The 21,302-nt window shown below is 68.6% G+C and carries 19 protein-coding genes; 7 read left to right on the top strand and 12 right to left on the bottom strand.

Annotation, left to right across the window (positions count from 1 at the left end; translation table 11 throughout):
* Nucleotides 1-12: 12 nt before the first annotated feature.
* Nucleotides 13-597, bottom strand: a complete 585-nt coding sequence (locus ACWCPQ_RS11305) for a TetR/AcrR family transcriptional regulator (protein WP_449897221.1) — start codon at nt 595-597, stop codon at nt 13-15.
* Between the two features lie 357 nt (nt 598-954).
* Between ACWCPQ_RS11305 and ACWCPQ_RS11310 the strand changes: the two genes are divergently transcribed.
* The 5 genes from ACWCPQ_RS11310 to ACWCPQ_RS11330 all read left to right on the top strand — a co-directional run bounded on the left by ACWCPQ_RS11310 (nt 955) and on the right by ACWCPQ_RS11330 (nt 5,327).
* Nucleotides 955-2,223: a cytochrome P450 gene (locus tag ACWCPQ_RS11310; protein WP_449897223.1), complete on the top strand. Its 1,269-nt coding sequence runs from the start codon at nt 955-957 to the stop codon at nt 2,221-2,223.
* Nucleotides 2,224-2,287: 64 nt separating this feature from the next.
* Nucleotides 2,288-3,124, top strand: a complete 837-nt coding sequence (locus ACWCPQ_RS11315; RefSeq protein ID WP_449897225.1) for a mycofactocin-coupled SDR family oxidoreductase — start codon at nt 2,288-2,290, stop codon at nt 3,122-3,124.
* A 194-nt stretch (nt 3,125-3,318) separates the two neighbouring features.
* Entirely contained in the window at nt 3,319-3,900 is a 582-nt protein-coding gene (locus ACWCPQ_RS11320) for a hypothetical protein (protein ID WP_449897227.1), read from the top strand.
* A gap of 299 nt (nt 3,901-4,199) precedes the next feature.
* Nucleotides 4,200-4,829 carry a hypothetical protein gene (locus ACWCPQ_RS11325; protein ID WP_449897229.1) on the top strand — a complete coding sequence of 210 codons (630 nt, stop codon included), beginning with the start codon at nt 4,200-4,202 and terminating at the stop codon, nt 4,827-4,829.
* A 66-nt stretch (nt 4,830-4,895) separates the two neighbouring features.
* On the top strand, nt 4,896-5,327 hold the full coding sequence (locus tag ACWCPQ_RS11330; protein WP_449897231.1) for a hypothetical protein: 432 nt from the start codon (nt 4,896-4,898) through the stop codon (nt 5,325-5,327).
* Between the two features lie 15 nt (nt 5,328-5,342).
* Here the strand turns inward: ACWCPQ_RS11330 and ACWCPQ_RS11335 are convergent, their stop codons facing one another.
* Entirely contained in the window at nt 5,343-6,245 is a 903-nt protein-coding gene (locus ACWCPQ_RS11335) for a serine hydrolase (RefSeq protein ID WP_449897233.1), read from the bottom strand.
* A complete protein-coding gene (locus tag ACWCPQ_RS11340; RefSeq protein ID WP_449897380.1) occupies nt 6,242-7,117 on the bottom strand; it encodes a LysR family transcriptional regulator in 876 nt (291 codons plus the stop codon). The genes ACWCPQ_RS11335 and ACWCPQ_RS11340 overlap by 4 nt, the downstream gene beginning before the upstream one ends.
* A gap of 163 nt (nt 7,118-7,280) precedes the next feature.
* Between ACWCPQ_RS11340 and bla the strand changes: the two genes are divergently transcribed.
* The gene (gene bla / locus ACWCPQ_RS11345; RefSeq protein ID WP_449897235.1) at nt 7,281-8,228 is read left to right on the top strand and encodes a class A beta-lactamase; all 948 of its coding nucleotides are present in this window, start codon (nt 7,281-7,283) and stop codon (nt 8,226-8,228) included.
* 99 nt (nt 8,229-8,327) lie between these two features.
* On the opposite strand, the gene ACWCPQ_RS11350 is transcribed toward bla, so the two are convergent.
* Complete coding sequence (locus ACWCPQ_RS11350) at nt 8,328-10,787, bottom strand: FAD-dependent monooxygenase (RefSeq protein WP_449897237.1); 2,460 nt, start codon at nt 10,785-10,787, stop codon at nt 8,328-8,330.
* Between the two features lie 134 nt (nt 10,788-10,921).
* Here ACWCPQ_RS11350 and ACWCPQ_RS11355 point away from each other — a divergent pair, with 134 nt between their 5' ends.
* Entirely contained in the window at nt 10,922-11,491 is a 570-nt protein-coding gene (locus ACWCPQ_RS11355; protein WP_449897239.1) for a TetR/AcrR family transcriptional regulator, read from the top strand.
* Between the two features lie 11 nt (nt 11,492-11,502).
* Here the strand turns inward: ACWCPQ_RS11355 and ACWCPQ_RS11360 are convergent, their stop codons facing one another.
* The 8 genes from ACWCPQ_RS11360 to ACWCPQ_RS11395 all read right to left on the bottom strand — a co-directional run bounded on the left by ACWCPQ_RS11360 (nt 11,503) and on the right by ACWCPQ_RS11395 (nt 20,951).
* Nucleotides 11,503-12,147 (bottom strand): pentapeptide repeat-containing protein, encoded by a 645-nt coding sequence (locus ACWCPQ_RS11360; RefSeq protein ID WP_449897241.1) that lies wholly within the window; start codon nt 12,145-12,147, stop codon nt 11,503-11,505.
* A gap of 81 nt (nt 12,148-12,228) precedes the next feature.
* Nucleotides 12,229-13,539, bottom strand: coding sequence for an LLM class flavin-dependent oxidoreductase (locus ACWCPQ_RS11365; RefSeq protein ID WP_449897242.1), 1,311 nt, complete (start codon nt 13,537-13,539; stop codon nt 12,229-12,231).
* A gap of 4 nt (nt 13,540-13,543) precedes the next feature.
* On the bottom strand, nt 13,544-14,797 hold the full coding sequence (locus ACWCPQ_RS11370; protein WP_449897244.1) for an acyl-CoA dehydrogenase family protein: 1,254 nt from the start codon (nt 14,795-14,797) through the stop codon (nt 13,544-13,546).
* A 41-nt stretch (nt 14,798-14,838) separates the two neighbouring features.
* Nucleotides 14,839-15,831 (bottom strand): hypothetical protein, encoded by a 993-nt coding sequence (locus ACWCPQ_RS11375; RefSeq protein WP_449897245.1) that lies wholly within the window; start codon nt 15,829-15,831, stop codon nt 14,839-14,841.
* Nucleotides 15,828-17,585: an ATP-binding cassette domain-containing protein gene (locus tag ACWCPQ_RS11380; protein ID WP_449897247.1), complete on the bottom strand. Its 1,758-nt coding sequence runs from the start codon at nt 17,583-17,585 to the stop codon at nt 15,828-15,830. The genes ACWCPQ_RS11375 and ACWCPQ_RS11380 overlap by 4 nt, the downstream gene beginning before the upstream one ends.
* The gene (locus ACWCPQ_RS11385; RefSeq protein ID WP_449897249.1) at nt 17,582-18,451 is read right to left on the bottom strand and encodes an ABC transporter permease; all 870 of its coding nucleotides are present in this window, start codon (nt 18,449-18,451) and stop codon (nt 17,582-17,584) included. The genes ACWCPQ_RS11380 and ACWCPQ_RS11385 overlap by 4 nt, the downstream gene beginning before the upstream one ends.
* A complete protein-coding gene (locus tag ACWCPQ_RS11390) occupies nt 18,451-19,404 on the bottom strand; it encodes an ABC transporter permease (protein WP_449897251.1) in 954 nt (317 codons plus the stop codon). Before ACWCPQ_RS11390 ends, ACWCPQ_RS11385 begins: the two co-directional genes overlap by 1 nt.
* The gene (locus ACWCPQ_RS11395; protein WP_449897253.1) at nt 19,401-20,951 is read right to left on the bottom strand and encodes an ABC transporter substrate-binding protein; all 1,551 of its coding nucleotides are present in this window, start codon (nt 20,949-20,951) and stop codon (nt 19,401-19,403) included. Before ACWCPQ_RS11395 ends, ACWCPQ_RS11390 begins: the two co-directional genes overlap by 4 nt.
* Between the last annotated feature and the right edge of the window lie 351 nt (nt 20,952-21,302).

Consider the following 21,302-nt stretch of genomic DNA (forward strand, 5'->3'; position numbering starts at 1 on the left):
ATGCGCCGCCGGTCAGGCCCCGTTCTCGAGGAAACCGATCTCGCGTTCGGCGAACGCGAAGGTTTCCGCGTGCCCCGCCGTCATCCCGAGCGCCTGCTCGAGCACGACCATCCGGGCCGCGCTGGTCATCAGGACCGAGAGCACATCGGCCGGGAAGCGGCCGGTGTCGACCCCGTATCCGTTGAGCAGCCGGGCCAGTGCCTCGGTCTGCGCGGCCCGGAACTGTTCGGAGTAGCGCACGACCTCGGCCCGGATCGCCGGTTTGTGGTTGGCCAGGCCGACGAATTCCATGGTGAACCGGGCCGCGGTGGTGTCGGTGCTGAACTCCCACAGCGCGTGCAGCGGCCGGTCCGATTTCAGGACCTGGGCCAGGGTTTCCAGGCCCTGTTCGGCGCGGCGGCGGAAGAGGTCCAGGAAGAGGTCGTCCATCGACCGGAAGTAGTAGTGCACCAATTGTGGTTTGAGGCCGGCGTATTCGGCGACCCGGCGCGAGGTCACCGCGGCCCAGCCCTGTTCCAGCATCAGCTGTTCGGCGGCATCCATCAGGACGCCGCGGTTCTTGGCAACGGGCGCGCCGAGCCGGCGGGGTGATGACATGTTTCGGCCTCCTCTGGGCTTTTCGTATTACCACGCCGGTCAAGGGATCGCCGGGAATCCTATCCCGCCCGTGACGACTGTTGACGCGCTCCCGCCGTGCATGCTATGCATGTGCTCAGCATCACATCTGAGCGCTCGCTCAGCAAGGGTCGTCCCGAATCGGAACCGGGATACGGCTGTGGCCTCGGATGGAGTGTGTGACGGCGCGAGGAGGCGGCTGTGGGCGACCCGGAGCAGCAGCGCGCGCCGCGGACGGCTTCCGGCGGCGACAGTCCCCGAGGGCCGCGGAGCAGACGAGCCGTATCAACCCGTGATCCACGGTCGGCGACAAGATTCCGTTGATATCAGGAGGTTCCCGTGACCGATTTCGATACGGTCGACTACTTCACCGATCCCGCGCTGGTACCCGACCCACATCCGTACTACGACCATCTGCGGGCCAAATGCCCGGTCACCCAGGAACCCAACTACGGAGTCTGGGCCGTCACCGGGTACGAGGAAGCCATCGACGTACTGCGCGATTCGGACACTTTCTCCTCGTGCATCGCCGTCGGCGGCCCGTTCCCACCGCTGCCGTTCACCCCCGAGGGCGACGACATCACCAGCCAGATCGCCACGCACCGCGAACAGCTGCCGATGCACGAGCACATGGTCACCATGGATCCGCCCGATCACACCGCCGCCCGGTCGCTGCTCAACAAACTGCTCGTTCCCTCGCGCCTGAAGGAGAACGAGGAGTTCATGTGGAAACTCGCCGATAAACAGCTCGACGAGTTCATCGACGCCGGCCGCTGCGAATTCCTGTCCGCCTACGCGAAGGTCTTCACCCTGCTGGTGATCGCCGACCTGCTGGGTGTGCCGGAGGAACACCACGAAGACCTGCGGATCAACCTCGCCGGTGGGCCGACTGTGGGCTCCATCGACAAGGAGATCGTGCCCGTCAACCCGCTGGAATGGCTGGACAATCTGTTCAGTGAGCTCATCTCCGACCGGCGCTCGCACCCGCGTGACGATGTACTCACCTCGCTGGCCCAGGCGAAATACCCGGACGGCTCCACCCCCGAGGTGATCGATGTGGTGCGTACCGCGACGTTCCTCTTCGGTGCCGGTCAGGAGACCACCGCGAAACTGCTCGGCAGTGCCATGCAGTTCATGGTCATCCGCCCCGATCTACAGGACGCGTTGCGCGCCGACCGCAGCCGTATCCCCGTTTTCATCGAGGAGACTCTGCGGATGCAGGCGCCGGTGAAGAGCGGTTTCCGGCTCGCGAAGAAGCCGGTGGAAATCGGTGACGTACCGCTGGAAGCGGGTTCGCTGGTGATGGTCTGCCCCGGTGCGGCCAACCGCGACCCGCGCCGTTTCGAGAACCCGCACCTGTTCGATCTCGACCGCCCGAACTTCCGCGAGCACATGGCCTTCGGCCGCGGTGTACACACCTGCCCGGGCAGCCCGCTGGCGCGGGTCGAGGGCCGGGTGTCGCTGGAACGGATCCTGGACCGGATGCTCGATATCCGGCTCGATCCGGAGAAGCACGGTTCGCTCGACGACCCGACCTTCAACTTCGAGCCGACCTTCATCCTGCGCGGTCTGACCGACCTGCACATCACCTATACGCCGAAATCCTGAAACGACATTCACCGCAACACAAGCCGGTGGGCCATCGCCACCGGCACGAGGAGAAGAGGTAGTCATGACCGGACGGGTCGAAGGCAAAGTCGCCTTCATCACCGGCGCGGCCCGCGGCCAGGGGCGCAGCCACGCGGTGCGGCTGGCCGAAGAAGGCGCCGACATCATCGCCATCGATATCTGCAAACCTATCGATACGGTGGAGATCCCCCTGGCCACCCCCGACGATCTCGTCGAGACCGAGGAACTGGTCGAGGCCACGGGCCGCAGGATCGTCACCGCCGAGGTCGACGTCCGCGATTCGGCCGCCCTGAAGGCCGCCCTGGCCGAGGCGGTCGGTGAACTCGGCCGCCTCGACATCATCGTCGCCAACGCCGGAATCGCCAGTGGCGGAGATACGCTCGCCGAGACCGACGAACAGGTCTGGCAGGACATGATCGATGTGAACCTGAGCGGCGTGTGGAAATCGGTGAAAGCCGGCGTCCCGCACATCCTGGCGGGCGGACGCGGTGGCTCGATCGTGCTCACCAGCTCGGTCGGCGGCCTGAAGGCTTACCCACAGACCGGCCACTACGTCTCCGCGAAACACGGTGTGGTCGGCCTGATGCGCGCCTTCGCGGTGGAACTCGGCCAGCATTCGATCCGGGTGAACTCGGTGCATCCCACGCACGTGAGCACCGCGATGATCATGAACGAGAAGACCTTCGCCATGTTCCGGCCCGATCTGGAGAACCCGACCGCCGAGGATATGGCGCCTATCTGCCAGATGTTCCACACCCTGCCGGTGCCGTGGGTCGACCCGATCGATATCAGCAACGCGGTGCTGTACCTGTCTTCGGACGAGGCCCGCTATCTCACGGGCGTCACCTTGCCCGTGGACTGCGGATCGCTGCTCAAGTAGGCCGATCCGGTCCCACACCTGCGCGGGCCGGACGGCCGTGCCGTCCGGGCCGACGCGGATGCGACGGTATCTCGCCGAAGGACGGCGGAGCCGCGCCTCTCAGCAGTGGCGAGGGCAGGGGCCGCGGCGGTTCACGGCAGCCGGATACTCGACCGGCAGCGACCCACTCGGGGGCGCCGTCGGAAGGAGTGCGGATGGGGTCCGCGTACACCACCCGCGAAGTGGTGGACCGGCTGGTCGAACTCGGACTGGTCGACGCCTCGACGCCGGGCGAGGTCTTCGAGTCCGACGAGCTGGATCGGCCACTGAGCGATTTCGGCCATACCGACCAGGACGGGGTACGCACTCTGCTGAGCGAACTCGGTATCCGTTACTCGTTCAGCTACAAAGCCTTTCGTGGAATCCAGGACGTCGACGACGAGGCGCGGCTCTTCTGGTACCGCAGGCAATTGGAATCCGTCGTCGAATGCGCTCGAGGATCGGTGACCATCGCGGAGGTGCGTTTGGTCGAGATCGACGAAGGCGACTGGCGGCTGCGGTTCGACTGGAACGGAAAGACCGAGCAGTGGCCGGTCTATCCGGGTGCGGAGGACGAGGACTTCGAAGCCAGGCTGGTTTTCGCGACCTATCTGCACGGTATGGGCGCGCCGCCGGCCGGGATCTTCTGCTCGGTGGATCCGATCGACGAAGACAGCAGCGGGGAAGCCGTTTTCGGTGACCCCGAGGTGTTGAACCGGTTCGGCGAGCCTTTCGGTCTCACCTTCGGGGAATGCTGAGGGCACCCTCGAACCCGCCCGGTCCGCACGGGTGCGGCCCCTGCTGCGCGACCCGATGTCGGGTGAGTCCGCATCCCGGCTCGGAGGTGGGCGTTGCAGTGAGGACAGTGGCTGGGGCCACCGCGGTGCGATCGGACCGGATACTCGGCGCGAAGGTGGAATCCCATGAGAACCCGACACATTCATCGAGACGGAGCATCTTCGCGCTGGTCGGTGTCGGCGGATTGGATATCGTCCGGTCCGGCACCGATACTCGATCCGGCGTGTGGCCGGCGGGGCCGCCGCCGGAAGGAGGATACGTGGGTTCCGCACACACCACTCGCGATGTGGTGGATCTGATCGTCGAGCTCGGACTGGTCGATCCGGAGAAGCCGGAGGAGGTGTTCGAACACGGCGAACTCGACGAACCGCTGAACTATTTCGGCCATACCGATCGAAGTGCGGTACGCAGCCTGCTCAGCGAACTCGGTATCCGGTACACGTTCGACTACAAAACCTTTCGCGGTATCGAGGACTGCGCGGACGCGGACCGGCTCGACTGGTATCGGAGTGAACTGGAAACCGTCGCCGGATGTGCCCGGGGCGCGGTGACGATCGGCGATGTGCGGCTGGTCGAGAACGACGACGAGTGGGAACTGCGCTTCGAGTGGAACGGCGCGACCGAATCGTGGCCGGTGTACCCCGGTGACGAGGAGGAGAGTCTGGAGGCCTCGCTCACCTTCGCCACCTACGTGCCGGGTATGGCGGCGTATCCGGCCGGTGTCTTCTGCCTGGTGGATCCGATGGACACGGACTACAGCGGCGAAGCCGTCTTCGGCGTTCCCGAGGCGCTGAACCGGCTGGGCAGCCGATTCGGCCTGACCTTCACCGGGCCCGGGTCGTACAGTCCGGAGGCGCCGAACGAGTCCGGGCCGGTGGCCGCCGGCTGAGGCTCCGGCCGCGGCGGCGCCCGAATCGTGCCGGCCGGGCGCCGCGATCTGCCAGGATCGTCAGGTATGACGCCCTCGAGATTCCTGTCGTGCGCGATCCTCGCGGGACTGCTCCTGGTATCCACGGGCTGCGGTGCCGCGGCCGAACCGCCGGCATCCCCGTCGCTCGCGGAACTCGGTGTGCCGTTCACTCTGCCGGTCGGTGCGGCGGCGCGCCTCGACGACGACCGGGTGATCGTCTCGTTCGCCGAGGTACCGGACGACAGCCGCTGCCCGGCCGGTACCACCTGTGTATGGGAGGGCGACGCGACGGTGGTGGCCGAGGTGACCGTCGAGGGGCACCGCTCCCGTCCGGAACTCCATACCAGCCCTCGTTTCACCACCGAGGTCGTCGTGGACGGCTATCGGATCGCCCTGGTGGCACTGCGTCCTTCGCCACCGGGCGAGACGGTTCCGGTGGGTGACTACCGAGCGGATCTGCTGGTCACCGAGGCGTGACCGCCGCAAGCGGCGCTACGGTCGTTCAGCGGGCAGTGCCCGGCGCAGTTCGGTGACCGCGATCCGCGCCGCTTCGGCGATCGCCGCGTCGACCGCGGGCAGGGCGGGATCGGCGCGGGCGGCCCGGGTGAACACGGCCACCGCGACCGGATGTTCGTCCGGGAACTCCACCACGGCGACCTCGTTGCGGATGATGCCGATGGTCCCGGTTTTCCCGGCCACCGCGACACCCCGGTGCGGGAATCCGGCGGCGATCCGATGCGGCCAGACCTGGCGGCGCATGACCGCGCACGCGAAATCCGTCTGTTCCCGGGACAGCACTCGGCCGCGCCAGAGCGCGGACAGCAGCCGCGTCATCTCCTCGGGGGTGGTCGCGCTCGTATAGGCCGGATCGTAGGCGGAGACCGTCCAGGCCTCGTCGTTGTCGGCCAGCGCGGCGAACGCCTCGGCCGTGTTGTGGGTATCGGTATCGCGCACCAGGCTGCGCTGGATATCGGCGGTCCCGCCGACCAGCCGGGTGCTGTTCAATCCCAGTGACTCCAGCAGGTGGTGGACCGCGGCCGGTCCGATCTCGCCGAGCAGTTGATCCGCTGCCGCGTTGTCGGACACCGTCATCATGGAGGTTGCCAGATCACGCCGGCTCATCGTGATCGGATCGTGCAGGGCGGAGATCCCGGTGGGACCCGGCGTGCATTCCGCCGGGGTCAGGGTGAGCCGGGACAGCGGATCGAGGTCACCGGCGTCCACGGCGCGACAGAAGGCGAGCAGCAGCGGCAGTTTGTACACCGACGCGGTGACCACGCGTTCGGTTCCGCCGACCGAGACCTCGTCGCCACTGCCGTCGCAGCGGCGGGCGTGCAGCCGCCCGGTGCAGCCCGCGTCGGCGAAGACCGCGCGAATACGATCGGTCGTGGTCACCGCAGGCGTTCCCGGTAGAGGACACGGTCCAGGGCGTCGGCCTGTTCCTCGGCGCCGGGCCGGTGGATCACCCGGCAGCGCAGGGCGACCGCCTGCGGCGCCATCCGCAACCAGGCGACACCCGGTATATCGGACGGTGCGGTGGTGGTCAGCCCGAAGCTGGTCCCGGCGGCTACGGCCGCGAGGACGGCCCGGTCGTCGTGCACGGTGACCGTCTGGACGTCGAGCCCGCGTTCCCGTAGCAGATCCCGGACCGTATCGGAGGCAGGGGGATTGGCGGCGCGGGGGTAGGCGGCATACGTGAGGTCGGCCAGCATCGGGAACGCCGGGCGCTCGGTGGCCGCGCTGCGGTGACCGGCCGGTACGACGATCCAGCGGGGGAGTTTCACCACGGATCGGGTCTCCACGCCGTCGACCAGCGCCGGATGCTCGATCACCGCCAGATCGCACAGCCCCGACCGGACGGCCGCCACCAGGTCGACCGTCGTCCCCATATCGGTGGACACGGCTTCCCCGGCGGTGTTCCCGGTGCGCAGTACGGTCACACAGGCGGTGACCATCCGGTCGGGTAACGCCGAGGTGGCACCCCAGTGCACCGTGCCGCGGGTGCGGGCGATCCGCTGCGCTTCGGCGAGCAGCCGTTCCGCGTCGTCCACCAGCAGCCGTGCCCGCGGCAGCAGTTGCCGGCCCGCCGCGGTGAGCACCGCGCCCTGCCGGGTGCGGTGGACCAGTTCGACGCCCAGCCGGTTCTCCAATCGCCGCAACCCCTGCGACAGCGGGGGCTGGGTCATATCCAGTACGGTGGCGGCCCGTCCGAAATGTCCTTCATCGGCGATCGCGACGAAATAGCCGAGGTGGCGGATCAGGTCCATAGCGATATTGAACCAGCGACGCGGGACGGGCCCACCGAACTGCGGTTTCACCGGCCGTTCCGAGCTACTAAAACGACTTCTAGCTGGTGTTATATCAAACTCGACTGGTGCGCGGGAGTGTCGGATATTGGCGACGGCCGGGCGGGCGGTGTCTGCTGCGAGAGTGAAACCGAACCGATCCGCGTATCGCATCCCGTCGAGTCGGCGTTCATTGGCCCTTGTCCTCACGGCGGTCGCATTGTCCGCCGCCGGGTGCGGGGGCGGAGATTCCGATACACCGGCCGCCCCGCCCCCGGCCGGTGCCCAGGAGACCACCGACCTGAGCAACACCCTGATGGCGCTCCAGGCGAGATACAATGTGCTGTTCGGTATCGCCGCCGTCGATACCCGGGGCGGCCGGACCTTCGAATGGAACGCCGACGACCGCTTCGCGATGTCCTCGACTTTCGAGGTGTACGCGGTGGCCGCGATACTGCGCCTCGCCGAGCGCCGGGAACTGGATCTGAACGACAAGGTGCTGATCACCCGGCAGGATCTGGTGATGAGCTCACCGGTCACCAGCTATCACGCCGGTGAGCTCATGAGCTGGTACGACCTGTGCCGGGCGGCGCTGGTGCGCAACGACAACACCGCGGCGAACCTGCTGCTGCGGCGGCTCGGGGGTCCCGGAGCGGTGACCGAGTTCGCGCGTTCGATCGGTGATCCGCAGACCCGGTTGGATCGCTGGGAGCCGGAACTCAACGAGGCGCTGGCCGGCGACCCCCGGGACACCAGCACCCCGTCCGCACTGTCCCGCGGTTACCGCAAACTCGTTCTCGGCGACGGGCTGAGTACCGAGTACCGCCGGATGCTCACGAGCTGGATGCGTTCGAGTGTGACCTCGCGGGAACGGCTGCGCAAAGGGCTGCCGGTGGGGTGGGTGGCCGCGGATAAATCCGGCAGTGGCGCGTACGGTACCGCCAACGACGCCGGGGTGGTGTGGAGTCCTACCGGGACATCGCTGGTGCTCGTGATCTTCAGCCGCTCGACCACCGGCTATCCGATGGCGGCCGGGGCCGACGCCGCGGTCGCGGATGCGACGGCCGCGGTCCTGGGCACCATGTCGCAGTGAGACCCGCCCGGGCGCGATGCCGGTGTGCGGACGAAGGAATTCCGCCTCTCACGGGCGGCCGGGCGCCGACCCCGGTCCGCGCGGTATCCACCCGGCCCGTCACGGGGTGAATCGCACGGTCACGGTCGCGGTGACCGGCCGGGCCCGGCACGGCAGTATCCGGCCCGCCTCGCGATCCTGTGCTGTGATCGCCATGAGCGGGTCGTCGTCCATTTCGGCGCGCCCGTCTTCGACAGTGGCGAGGCAGGTTCCGCACGAGCCGCCGAGACAGGAATAGGGGAGGTCCTCACGCCGGGTGAGCGCCGCGTCCAGGATCGTGCGGTTACGGGGCATCTCGAATTCCAGCGGTTCGCCGTATCCGGTGAGGGTCACCCGGCTCGGGGCCCCGGCGGCGGGAGGTGGTCCGGGGGTTCTGGTCTCGAACAGCTCGGTTCGGATCCGGGTCCGTTCGACGCCCTGCGCTTCCAGCGCGGTGATCGTCGCGGTCAGCAGAGCTTTCGGTCCGCACAGGAACCATTCGTCGGCTTCGTCCCGCACGATCTCGGCCGGATCCATCCGATCGAACCGGAAGCGCGTGTCGGGGGCGGCGAACCGCAGTCCGGTGCGCTGCCGGGACAGATGGTGGGTGACGTGCAGCCGTCCCGGATAGCGTTCGGTCAGTTGCCGGATCGGTGCGGCGAGCATGATGTGCGCGTGGTCGCGGCTGCCGTAGTGCAGGGTGACGGTGCTGTGCGGTTCGGCCGCGAGCAGGGTGGCGACGATCGATACGATCGGCGTGATACCGCTTCCCGCCGCGATCGCGGTGTACCGGCGCCGGGCCACGGGATCCGGGGCCGGGGTGAAGGTTCCGGTGGGCTCGGAGACATAGAGCGCCGTGCCGGTGATCCGGCGATCGGATACGTAGGAACCGAAGGCACCGAGATCGTGGCGGCGCACCGCGATTCGCAGCCTGTCCGATCCCGCGGGATCGCACAGCGAATAGCTGCGACGAATCGGTTCGCCGTACCTGATGCCCCGGATCACCACGTGCTGACCGGCCGCGAAGCCGTACGCGGCGCGCAGTGGCGCGGGGACCTCGAACTCGACGATCGCGCTGTCGGGGGTATCGCGGACCACCGAGCGCACCGTGAGCCGATGGAAGCCGCGTGCCGGGCCGTGCGGTACCGGATCGAACAGTACGGGCGGTGCGGGCGCGGGCCGGTGCGCACCCGGCCGCAGTAGCTTCCGGACCGCGAGACCACCCAGGACGCGTGTGGTCCGGGCGACGAGATCGGGACGCAGTATCGCGGTGGGTGGTTCCAGCAGGCCGGCGATCCGGGAGATCTGCCGGCCGATCGCCGCGTCGCGTTCGCCGACCGCCATCGCGAGTCCGGCCAGCGGGCCCAGCGCCCGCATCGCCGGCCGCCCGGAGGCGTCCACATGGGGCATCGCCAGATCGAAGAGTGCGGTGATCGCCCACGCGTCGTCGACGGCGGCCGCCGCGGCCCGGAACCAGCGCCGGGGCAGGTCGTGGTCCCCGGCCGCCAGCACGGCCCGCAACTCCAGTGCCTGGAGCGCCGAGACCGTCATACCCTGGCCGAAGGCGGGACTGAAACTGCATACGGCATCGCCGAATACGAGCAGGCCCGCGGGAAAGCGGTCGAGACGCTCGTAGCGCCGGCGTCGATTGGCGGGATAGCGGTAGGTCGCGATATCGGTCAGGGGTTCGGCGTCGACCAGGGCCGCCCGGATATCCGGCGGTGCGACAGACGACGCGAATCGCCAGAATCCCTCTGGATCGTCGGGTGGATGATCCGCGCCGTAGCCGATCAGCGTGAGAATATGCCGGCCGCCCTCGACCGCGAACAACGCCAGACCCCGGGCGGGGTTCTGGTTCGCCACCACGATCTCCTTGTCGGTGGGTGCGGCACCGGCGGGTAGCCGCAGGTAGCGGCTCGCGTATTTCATATCGATCCGCACCCCCTCCTCGGCCGGGCGCGGGTAGTCCAGCCCGGCCAGCCAGTCACCGATCGGGCCGTGCCGTCCCATACAGCTCACCACCAGATCCGCCGGGAAGTCCCGGCCCGCCGCCCGGACACCGGTGATCCGGGTCCGTTCGGCGTCGGTGCGCAGCGCCGTGGCGGGGGTGCCATCGATGAACCGCACACCGGGTAGTGCCCGTACGCGTTCGCGCACCCGGTGTTCGAGGAACGGGCGACTGGCCTGGAGCAGGGAGTATCCCGAATCGGACTGCCGCAGCGTATGACCGGCTATGGTCATCCGCATCTCGGTCAGGGACCGGCATTCGACCGCACCCTCGGCGAGCAGCCGGTCGGTGAGGCCGGGGAACAGTTCCTCGAGGATTTCCCGCCCGCGGGCCAGCAGGGCGTGGACATGCCTGCCCTGGGGGACTCCCCGCCGATCCCCCGGGGCCGCCAGGTCGTCGCGCTCGATCACCGTGACCTCGGCGTAGCTCTCGCTGAGCACCCGTGCGGCGAGCAGTCCGGCCATGCTCGCGCCCAGCACCACGGCCCGCTCGCGGCCCGGCGGTGCTACCGACGTATATCCGGTACCGGACATCTGCGCCTCCGACCTCGTCGTCCTCGTCGTCTCGGCGCCATCGGAACTCTGCGACAATCACTGAGACTATTCGACAAATTAGTCTCAGCAACGTGGATGTGGCAAGCCGCCGGTGTCGCGCGGTAGAAAGAGCCATGACCTCGTCGACCCGATCATCGGACGTGCTGCTGGACGCGGCGGTCGCGCTCATCGGGGAGAGCGGCCTGGACGGCCTCACCCACAGCGCCGTCGCCGCTCGGGCCGGCGTATCCCGGGCCACCGCCTATCGTGAGTTCGGGGACAAGGAGGGGCTGGTATCCGCGGTCGGGCGGCACGAGGTGGGGAAAATGGTCGCCGCCGCGTTCGGCGTACTCGAACTCGACGGCACGGTCGACGAGATCGCCCGTTCGGCAACTCTCTTCGCGCTGCGCTACCTGCGCGACCATCGCGCCTTCAACTATCTGCGTGTACACGAGCCGGCCTGGTTGCTCACAATCGCCATCGAACACGAGAACGCCCAGCTGAATCTGGTCGAATCGGTCGCCGCGATCGCCGAACCGCTGATCGCGGGCCGCGATGACGAGCGCCTGGCACTACCGCCGCGCCACGCGGCCGAAGTTGTCGTCCGGACCGTGCTCTCCCACGCGCTGATCCAGGACAGCGGGCTGACCGACGACGAGATCGCCGCGACGGTGGCCCGGGCGATCACCCGCGCGCCGCGCTGACGGCCACGGCGTCATTCGGGCCGGACCAGCAGGCCCACCGATGCGGCGAACGCCGGGGCGAGATCGAGCAACTGGTCCGGAGTCACGATCGCGCCGCGCAGGGCATCGACTCCGTCGTCCACCCGAAGCGACCGCGCCCCACGGAAATCCACCTTCGTCAGCCGCGCGTCGCGGACCGCCAGCGCCGAGATCTCCGAGCCGGGGAACTCGACCTCGGTCAGTTTCGCGCTCCCGAAATCGACATGCCGGAGCATGCAATCGACGAACCGGACCTTTGTCAGGTTCGCCGCCCGGAAGTTCACCGAATCGAGTTTGCAGTTGTGGAATTCCACCCGGCGCAATTCGGCGCCACTCGCCTCGACTCCCGACCACGCCCCCTCGACGATCTCGGCGTCCGTCCAGACCGTGTCCGCCGTATCGGTTCCGGTGATCCGCACCCCGTGCAGCCACACCTCGCTGAATCGCGCGGCCCGCGCCGAACCTCCGTCCAGGTGCACCGATCGGAAGGCGCACTGGTCGAACACGGTATGCCGGGCGTCCGGATCGGCGAGGGCCGTATCGTCGAACAGCAGGCAGTCGTATTCGCCTTCGACGCCGATCGGGCCCGCCGGTTCCAGCAGGTTCGCGAACGGCAGATCGGACAGTTCCCGCGGCATGGCACCCTCACGAGATCGCAATCGACAACTCGGTGGACTTCGGCCGCAGACGCTACACCCGGCCGGGGACACGGGTCGCACTCACGGTCGTGTCGCGGTCACCGCCGGTGCGGGATCCGGTCGCGCCGCCGCGAAATGACCACGGAGGGTGGTCGATTCGTAGTCGTCACGGTAGAGGCCACGGGCGCGCAGCAACGGGATCACCTCATCGGCGATCACCTCCAGGCTGTCGAGCAGGACATCGGGTTGCAGGTTGAAGCCGTCGCAGGCGTATTCGCGATACCAGTGCTCGATCCGGTCGGCCAGCTGCTCGGGAGTGCCGACGAACCCGCCGTGCCCGGAACCGGAGTAGCGGGTCTGGCGCAGATACTCCCGCACGGTCGGCCGGGTCTGGCGGATCTGTTCGAGAATGGATTCGCGGAAGCCGATACTGCCGGTGAATATGTCCGGATCAGCCGGTCCGCGCAGCACCTCGTCCGGGAACGGCTCGTCCAGGTCCAGCGTGCCGACATCGACCCCGATCGCATGGGACAGCCAGGCGGCCGAGTACGCGCTGGGGCTCGATTCGTACAGTTCGTCCACTCGCCGCCGCGCCTCGGCTTCGGTGGACCCGAGGGTCAGCAGCAGACCGGGCATGATGGCGACTTCGGCGGGGTGGCGCCCGGCGCGTACCGCGCCGTCCTTCACCGTCCGGTAGTGCTCGCGGGCAGTTTCGAGGGTGATCTCCGCGGTGAACACGCCGTCGGCGTACCGCGAGGCGATATCCCGGCCGCCCGGCGACCCACCGGCCTGGAAGAGCACGGGCAGCCCCTGCGGTGAAGCGGGTGCGCGGAATACGTCGTCGTACCGGAAATGTGTGCCGTGGTGGCTGACCCGCCGCCCGGTTCCGGCCGCCGACCACAGGGCACGGGCCAGTTCGGCGAATTCGGCGCCGCGTTCGTAGCGTCGGCCGCGGGGGACCACCCGTTCGAGGCCGAAATTCGCCGCTGAGCGGTCGTCGCGGGTGGTCACCAGGTTCCAGCCCGCGCGACCGTTCGAAACCTGGTCCAGGGTCAGGATGCGCGCGGCCAGGTCGACCGGATCGTTGAAGGTGGTCGAGGCGGTGGCGATGAGACCGACCCGCTCGGTGGCTCGGGCGACCCGGGCCCAGACGACGAACGGATCGAGCCGGATGGGGTTGGCGTCGTAGGCGGGATCGCCGAGACCGAGTGCGTCGGCGAGGAATACCGCGTCGAGGCGCGCCCGTTCGGCCAGCCGGCCGATCTGCTCCCAGTACTGCGGGGTGAGGAAATCCCGCGTCTCGAACAGCGGCGTCCGCCAGGCCGCCGGAATATATCCGTAGACCAGCACATTGACGCCGAGCAGCACATGACCGGAGCGCGGTTCGGGCACGGTCTCAGGCCCCCTGGCCCTGCGGACGCAGGAAGGAGTTGGAGCCGCCCGGCGGCGGCGTGCCGTTGACGTAGTAGTCGCCGAGCACCCGTTCCTTGAAGACCCGGGGATTGTGCGAGGCGAGGGTGCGGGCATTGCGCCAGTGCCGGTCCAGGCCCGCGGAGACGGCGGTCGCGGAGGCACCCAGGGCGTCGAACACGGTGGTGGTGACCTCGAGCGCGGCTTCGATCACCACCGTCTGCGCCTCGTGGGTGCGCACGGTCGCCGTGACCAGCGCCTGCTCCTCGGCCTGCTCGTCACCGCGCAGATGGGCGCGGGCCACCGCGTCCAGGGTCGCGGACTGTTTCTCCAGGGCGGCCTCGGCCTGGAACACGCGGGTGGCCAGCAGGCCGATCCGCTGCTGGAGCAGGACGTCGCGGGCCGGGACCTCGTCGGTGCCCAGCGGATAGTTGCGGGGGCGCCGGTGCAGTGCCCGGGCCCCGTCGCCGAACGCCGCCCGCGCTATGCCCACCAGTACCGCCAGCAGCGCGGTCTGATAGAAGAGTCCCTGGTAGGCGAAACGCTCTTCGGCGGGGAAGAGTCCGTGCTCGTCCACCACCGCGTCCCGGTACCGGGCGGATCCGCTGGCGGTGGTCTGCTGGCCGAAACCCTCCCAATCGTCGACCAGCGTGACACCGGGCTGGTCGCGTGCCACGAGGGCGGTGATCAGTCGATCGTCGTCGTCGCGGCCGATCACATCGAGCCAGTCCGCGTAGAGACTGCCGGTCGCGTAGTACTTCTCGCCGGTGAGCCGGGTGGTTCCCTCGACCGTGCTGATCCGGGTACCGATATCGCCGAACTTCGCATGGTTGGCCTCGGTCCAGCCGCCACCCACGAATTCCCCGCGCCGGAAGCGTTCCAGCCAGACCTCGGTGGCCGGATGATCCGGCGAGTTCAGCCGGTCCTCGACGAAGGCGAGATGGTTGCGGAAGATATGGGCGACATTGGGATCGGCCGCACCGAGGTCGGCGAGCAGCAGGAAGACCTGTTGCAGTGTCGCGCCGTCACCGCCGTGCGCCCGCGGGATCCGCAGCCGGGAGAAGCCCGCGTCCACGAGCAGGCGGACCTGCTCGTACGGAAACTCCCGGGCCCGCTCCCGGGCCGGGTTACCCGCCGCGATCCGGTCGAAGAGCGGACGGTAGGTCGCGGCGAGCGAATCGTAGTCGGCCTCGGGATGGGCCAGCAGCGACCGCAGAGCGGCCGACGTGGGGGCTGCCATGGAGGTGGTCCCTTCGGTAGGTGGGATCGGGTGCGCGGTGGTCAGCGGTACACGCTCGCGGTCGGGACGGGGAAGGCCGCCGTGGCGGTGCCGAGTAGGTCGGCGGGTGGTGGCAGGCCCAGTGCGTCGCGCAGGGTCGTATCGCCGGGCCGGGCCGCCTCGGGAAACCGGGCCGCGAAATCGGTGTCCAGCAGGTATGCGGCGGTTTCGGCGGGCGGTCCGCCACCTGTGGTGCGTAGCAGGAGACCGCGGGCACCGGCGGCGAGGAGTCCGGTCGCGGTATCGAGATCGCGGACCGATGCCTCGGCCAGGACGGGCACCCCGCCCGGGCGATCGGCCGCGGTGGCCACCGCGGCCCGATCCGGCCGCCCGCCGAGCACGACGAGGTCGGCGGGATCGGGGGTCCGCGCGCCCGGATCGGCTTCGTAGCGGCCCAGCACCGGTATGCCCTGGTTCGAGGTGGGAATGCTCAGCGGCCCGGCGGTTTTCGTGGCACCGCGGTGGTCGACCCGGCGGATGCGATCGGAGTGCACCAGGATGCCGGATGCCTTGTCGCCGACGATGCTGTCCAGCGGCCAGCTCTGCCACAGCCGCACGAGTGCGCGGGCCGTATCCGCTGTGGTCTCGGCGCCCAGCACGGCCTCCGTGCCCAGACCCGCCCCGCTCCACGCATTCTCGGTGCGACCCCGCGGATCGCGACTGCCCAGCAGTACCCCTGATCTGCCGCCGGTGAGATGGTCCAGCGACAGCGCGCGCCGCGCGAGGTTGTAGGGGAGATCGATATGCGCGGCCGCGGCGACGACGACCGCGGGACCGCCGTGCGCCGCCAGCGCGGTGGCCAGGACGCTGGGATCGAGATCACCGGCCGGCGGGGTGCTCGCGGTGCCCGAGAGCCGATCGATCCCGATCACCGTGAACGCGGCCCGATGCCGGGTCCACGCCGCGCGCAGTCCCGGATCGCCGAGGACGGCGGCGGCTTCGGCCGTGGTCAGCGCCGTGGTGAGGACGAGAAGGTGTGAATCCGGAGCGGTCATGGGAGCTGCGCTTTCCTGGTACCGAGATCGGCCTCAAGCAGGGCCCTGGTCGCGGGGGAGCGGGTGCTGTCGTAGAGGTGTTCGGTGCGGAATTCGTCGACCAGCCGGCCGCCCGACAGCACCCCGATCCGATCGCTGACCCATTCGACGAGACCGAGATCGTGCCCGATGAACACGCAGGTGAGGTTCAACCGCTGCCGTAGTTCGAGCAGCAGGTCGATGATCTCGGCCTGGGTGGACACATCGAGCGAGGACGTCGGTTCGTCGAGGATGAGCAGATCGGGTTCCAGCGCGAGAGCACGCGCCATCCCCACCCGCTGCGCCTGACCGCCGGAGAGCGCGTGCGGATAGCGATCGGCGAATCCGGTGGGCAGGCCGACGAGTTCGAGGGCCCGGGCCACCGCGTCGGCCGCGGCTCTCCGGTTCGGTGCCCGGTCGAAGCGGCGAAGCGGCCGGGCGATCTGTTCGCCGATCCGGATACCGGGGTTGAGCGAGCCGACCGGATCCTGGAACACGTACTGCAGCCGGGATCGCAGTGCCCGCAGGGCCGCCGGCCGCGCGCCGACGAGTGCGCTCCCGTCGAAGACGACCGAACCGGTCGTCGCGGGCAGCAGACCGCCCATGACCCGGCCGAGGGTGGATTTGCCGGAGCCGGACGGCCCGATCAGGCCGTAGATCTCCCCCGGGTGGACGGCGAGCGAGATATCGTCCACCGCCGGGAGTTCGCGTTTGGGGAGTCCGGTGCCGAAACCACCGACGGTGAATCTCTTGGTGACCGCTTCCAGCCGGAGCAGCGGTTCGCCGGTATCGTCGCGCGGCGGCGACTCGGGCACCTCCGGTGCGGGTTCGGCGGACGACAGCCGCCGTATCCCGTACCAGGACGGCAGGGCGGCCCGTTTACCCAGCCGTGGTACCGCGGCGAGCAGGCGTCGGGTGTACGGGTGCTCGGGTGTGGTGAGCACGGTCTCCCGGGGTCCCTGCTCGACGATCCGGCCCCGCGCGAGAACCGCCACGGTATCGGCCATATGCGCGACCACATCGAAATCGTGGGTGATCAGCAGGAGCGACGATCCGGTGGCCCGGGTGACATCGCGCAGCAGATCGAGGATCTGGCGCTGCACGACGGTATCGAGCGCGGTGGTGGGCTCGTCGGCGATGAGGACGGCGGGTTCGGACAGGGCGGCCAAGGCCAGCGCGACCCGCTGACGCATACCGCCGCTGAGTTCGTGCGGGTAAGCGCCCAGCACGCGGTCCGGGCTGTCGAATCCGACCTTGGTGAGCCATTCCGCCGCCAGTTCCCGGCGGGCGGCGCGGGTGGCGCCGGGGCGGTGCCGGATCAGCACCTCGTCGAGCTGGGCGGCGATCCGGTGCGCGGGATCGAGTGCGCCGAGCGGGTTCTGGAACACCATGCCGATACCCGAGCCGCGATAGGCGGCCAGGCGGCGTTCCGGTAGCGCGGTCAGGTCGACCGGCGACTGCGCCCCGTGGTGGAAACGCACCGTTCCGCCGCTGACGCGAGCCCCGCCCGGCAGCAGGCCGATGATGGCGGCGGCGGTGAGACTCTTGCCCGACCCGGACTCTCCGACCAGGGCGAGTACCGCACCGGCGGTGAGATCGAAGGAGATTCCGGCGACCGTCGGGCTGTCGGTATCGTCCCCGGCGAACGCGATGCTCAGATCCGCGACCTCCAGCACCACCGAGGCCGTGGGCCCGGCTGTTTCCACGCGGGCGCCGCGTGCCGTCACCGCGGTCATCGCCGCCCTCCTCGGGTTCTCGGATTCGCCAGATCGTGCAGGCCGTCCCCGAGCCAGTTGAAGGCCAGGGCCACGAGCACCACGGTCAGGCCGGGAATCACCGCCACGTACATATGCCCGGAGAGCACGACCTTGGCGCCGGAGGCGATCATCTGTCCCCAGTCCGGCGTCGGCGGTTGGACCCCGATCCCCACCGCGCTCAGGCTGGCGGAGAACACCACCATGGTCGCGACCAGTCCGGTGGCGTAGACCACGATCTGACCCGTCACATTGGGCAGCACCTCACGCACCATCAGCGCCCAGCGGTTCGCGCCCAGTGCGGTCGCGGCCTCGACGTATTCCCGCCTCGTATGTTGCTTGACCTCGGTGAACACCACCCGGGTCACGTAGGGGACCACATAGAACACGATGGCCACCACCACCACGGGCGCGCCGGGACTCAGTACCGCAGCGAGGGCGACCGCGACCAGGATCACCGGGAAGGCGAACAGCATGTCCACCAGCCGCATGACCACGCCGCTCACCCGGGTGCCCGCGAAACCGGCGAGCAGCGCCGCGACCGATCCGATGGCGGTGGCGCCGGCCACCGAGAGCACGGCCAGCAGCAGTGAGGTACGGCCACCCCACAGCAGCCGGCTCAGCAGGTCCCGGCCCAGATCATCGGTGCCGAGCAGATGCCCGGCACTGCCCGGGGGAAGGAATTCGGCGGCGGGGTCGGTCGCGAGCGGATCGTAGGGGGCGAGTAGCGGTGCGAACAGCGATACCAGCACCACGATGCCGATCAGCACCCCGGCGGCGACGAGTTGCGCACTGTGCCTGCGGCGGGTGTGCCCGCTGAGCGAGGCACGGGGCAGCGCGAAAACCATCACACCCCCCGCAGCCGTGGATCGAGCGCATCGACGATCACGTCGGTGATCAGGTCGACCAGCAGGTAGCACAGCGCGACCAGCACGATTCCGCCCTGGATGACCGGATAGTCCTTACCGTTGACGGCATTGACGAGCTGGGTGCCGATACCGGGCCAGTTGAAGACGATCTCGACGAAGAACACCCCGGTGATCAGGGTGCCGATCTCGAGACCGGTGACGTTGACGATGCTCGGCGCGATATTGCGGAAGATATTGCGCCCGTAGATCGTGCGCAGCGGCACGCCCTGTGACCGGAACGTGCGGACATAATCGGTCGCCGTCTCGCGAATGACGCCGATCCGCACGAAACGGGCCAGTACCAGCATGGAGATCAGGGCGGCCGAGACCGCGGGCAGGACCAGATGTTCGAGCAGGTCGGTGAATCCGCCACCGCCGCGCGATTGCATACCGCCGACCGGGAGCCAGCCCAGCTGGAGGGAGAACACGCTGATCAGCACGAGCCCGAACCAGTACACCGAGAGATTGCTGCCGATCTGGGCGAGCAACATCACCGCGCGGTCGATCCAGGTGCCGTGGAAGATCCCGGCCACCGCACCGATGAGGGTGCCGAACACCACGCAGACGAAGGCCCCCGCCACGGTCAGGATCAGGGTGTTGAGGAAAGGCGGTACCAGCATGTCGAACACCGGTGTGCCCAGCGTGAGCGACAGCCCACCGCCGTCGGCGACGAGGTTCTTCAGCCAGACGAAATACTGCTCCCACAGCGGCCGGTCGAGACCGTAGGTCGCGCGCAGTTCGTCGAGCTGTTCGGGAGTGAACCGCGAGGCGAACTGGGCTTCCACCGGATCGCCCGGGGTCAGCACGCCGAGCAGGAACGCGAGGATCGAGACCAGGAACAGGATCGGCGTGACGTTGAGTACGCAGAACCCGATATGGCGCAACTGCTTCATCGGGAACCGGACAGCCAGACCGGTGCCAGGTCGTACCAGTTCGTGGACGCGTAGACGAAACCTTCCACGTTCGGGCCGGTCGCGTAGTAGCGGTTCAGATTGACCGCCGGGATCACCAGCGCGTTCGTGCGCAGTTTCGCCTCGGCCTGCTGCCACAGCCGGATCCGGGTATTCGGATCGGGATTGCGCAGTGCGGTCTCGATGGCCCCGGTCACCTCGGGATATCGGGCCGGATCGAGGCCGCGGTTCTTCAGGCCGTTGTATCCGTTGTAGAGCCATTCGGCATTCGTCTCGCCGAACTCGTCGATACTCAGACCGTCACCCGGCTGCGGATTGTAGACCCGCGCCGAATAGTTGACCCGGTCCAGGCTCACGATGTCCACCTCGACCCCGATACCCTTCAGGTGGGCCTGCAGCCATTGCCCGAGATTCTCGTTGGCCACATCGATGACCAGGTTGAACCGCAGCTGCCCCGGGCCGTAACCGGCCTCGGCGAGCAGTTGCCGGGCGCGATCGGGGTCGTAACCGAAATCGCGGACCGCCGGATCGTAGGCCTCGTTACCGGGCGGCAGGAACGAGTACTGCGGTGACGCGTAACCGTTGTAGACCTCTTTCGCCAGCGCTGCGCGGTCGAGGCCGTGGATGAGCGCTTTGCGCACCCGGTCGTCTTCGAAGACGGGGTTGCGGCGGTTGAAGGAGAAGTACACCAGTTCGGCGGCGGTGCCCTGGGGGACATCGAATCCGGCGTTCTCCAGCGATTCCACATCGTCGGGTGGAACGTAGCTGATCAGGTCCACTTCACCGTTGAGCAGCGAGGCCACCCGGGTCTGATTGTTCGGGATGACGCGGAAGGTGAGTGTGTCCAGGCGGGGCCGCGGTCCCCAGTAGTTCGGGTTGCGCTGCAGGACGATCCGGTCACCGATCGCGCGCGAGCCGAAGCGGTAGGGCCCGGTCCCCTCGGGGTGCTGAGCGAATTCGTCGTTGCCGTATTTCTCCCAGACCGCCGGATTCCCGATCGGCAGTGTGTACATCGACTGGGCCAGGATGCGCGGGAAACCGAGGAACGGTTTGTCGAAGACGAATGTGTAGGCGTGGTCGCCGGTGGGCCGCGCCTCTTTCAGATTGCCGAACCACACCTTCACGCGGCCGGCGCTCTCCTCGTCGAAGAACTCGTAGGAGCGGTCCCACACCCGGCGCACGTTCTTGTGCAACGCCGCCGCGTCGAAGGGCGAGCCGTCGTGGAACCGGACGCCCTCGCGCAGCCGGAAGGTCCATACCCGGCCGTCGTCGCTGTGCTCCCATTTCGTGGCGAGGGCGGGGACCAGTCCCGGGACACCGGAGTTCGCGGTCAGGTCCTCGCCGACGAGGGGTTCGAAGATATTGCGTGAGACACGGTAGGTCTCCCAGTAAACCTGCCGGTGCGGGTCCAGTCCGCGCGGTTCGAGGTACAGGCCGGTGATGAATTCGCCGCCGTCCACCGGCAGGCCGTTGTCGTTCCCGGACGTGCAGCCCGTAAGGAGTACCAGGGCGGCGATTCCGATCGCCATGATCGCATTGCGCCTTCTTTTTCGCACTTCAGTCGCACACTTTCCGTCCGGCAACGAACCCTCCGGCCACGCAACGTATCCCGGTGCGCGCCCGTGTTCACGGCATGAAATCAGCGCGATTCCTTTTCGGAACCGCCCACGTTGCGTACCCGGTACCGCCGGGCGGAAGGGGCGCGTGGATCGCTTCCGCCGTTCCGGGCTCCGTCGTGGCCGTCGTCGGCCGACGCTGTCGTCGGCCGGTGGGTCGATGCGAGCGTGGGCGCAACGGGTCGGTCGGCGCCCGTCGTGACAGTCGGCAGGACGCCGGACCCGAGGGCGGCGAGCGCGCGGCCCGGTGTCTGTGCCACGGCC

The organism is Nocardia sp. NPDC001965 (genome assembly GCF_053594175.1).

Bases quoted from the DNA above. Each gene is read 5' to 3' on its own strand.
- ACWCPQ_RS11305 (WP_449897221.1), bottom strand. From the start codon at position 597: ATGTCATCACCCCGCCGGCTCGGCGCGCCCGTTGCCAAGAACCGCGGC.
- ACWCPQ_RS11315 (WP_449897225.1), top strand. From the start codon at position 2,288: ATGACCGGACGGGTCGAAGGCAAAGTCGCCTTCATCACCGGCGCGGCC.
- ACWCPQ_RS11320 (WP_449897227.1), top strand. From the start codon at position 3,319: ATGGGGTCCGCGTACACCACCCGCGAAGTGGTGGACCGGCTGGTCGAA.
- ACWCPQ_RS11330 (WP_449897231.1), top strand. From the start codon at position 4,896: ATGACGCCCTCGAGATTCCTGTCGTGCGCGATCCTCGCGGGACTGCTC.
- ACWCPQ_RS11340 (WP_449897380.1), bottom strand. From the start codon at position 7,117: ATGGACCTGATCCGCCACCTCGGCTATTTCGTCGCGATCGCCGATGAA.
- ACWCPQ_RS11350 (WP_449897237.1), bottom strand. From the start codon at position 10,787: ATGTCCGGTACCGGATATACGTCGGTAGCACCGCCGGGCCGCGAGCGG.
- ACWCPQ_RS11355 (WP_449897239.1), top strand. From the start codon at position 10,922: ATGACCTCGTCGACCCGATCATCGGACGTGCTGCTGGACGCGGCGGTC.
- ACWCPQ_RS11360 (WP_449897241.1), bottom strand. From the start codon at position 12,147: ATGCCGCGGGAACTGTCCGATCTGCCGTTCGCGAACCTGCTGGAACCG.
- ACWCPQ_RS11370 (WP_449897244.1), bottom strand. From the start codon at position 14,797: ATGGCAGCCCCCACGTCGGCCGCTCTGCGGTCGCTGCTGGCCCATCCC.
- ACWCPQ_RS11375 (WP_449897245.1), bottom strand. From the start codon at position 15,831: ATGACCGCTCCGGATTCACACCTTCTCGTCCTCACCACGGCGCTGACC.
- ACWCPQ_RS11380 (WP_449897247.1), bottom strand. From the start codon at position 17,585: ATGACCGCGGTGACGGCACGCGGCGCCCGCGTGGAAACAGCCGGGCCC.
- ACWCPQ_RS11385 (WP_449897249.1), bottom strand. From the start codon at position 18,451: ATGGTTTTCGCGCTGCCCCGTGCCTCGCTCAGCGGGCACACCCGCCGC.
- ACWCPQ_RS11390 (WP_449897251.1), bottom strand. From the start codon at position 19,404: ATGAAGCAGTTGCGCCATATCGGGTTCTGCGTACTCAACGTCACGCCG.
- ACWCPQ_RS11395 (WP_449897253.1), bottom strand. From the start codon at position 20,951: ATGGCGATCGGAATCGCCGCCCTGGTACTCCTTACGGGCTGCACGTCC.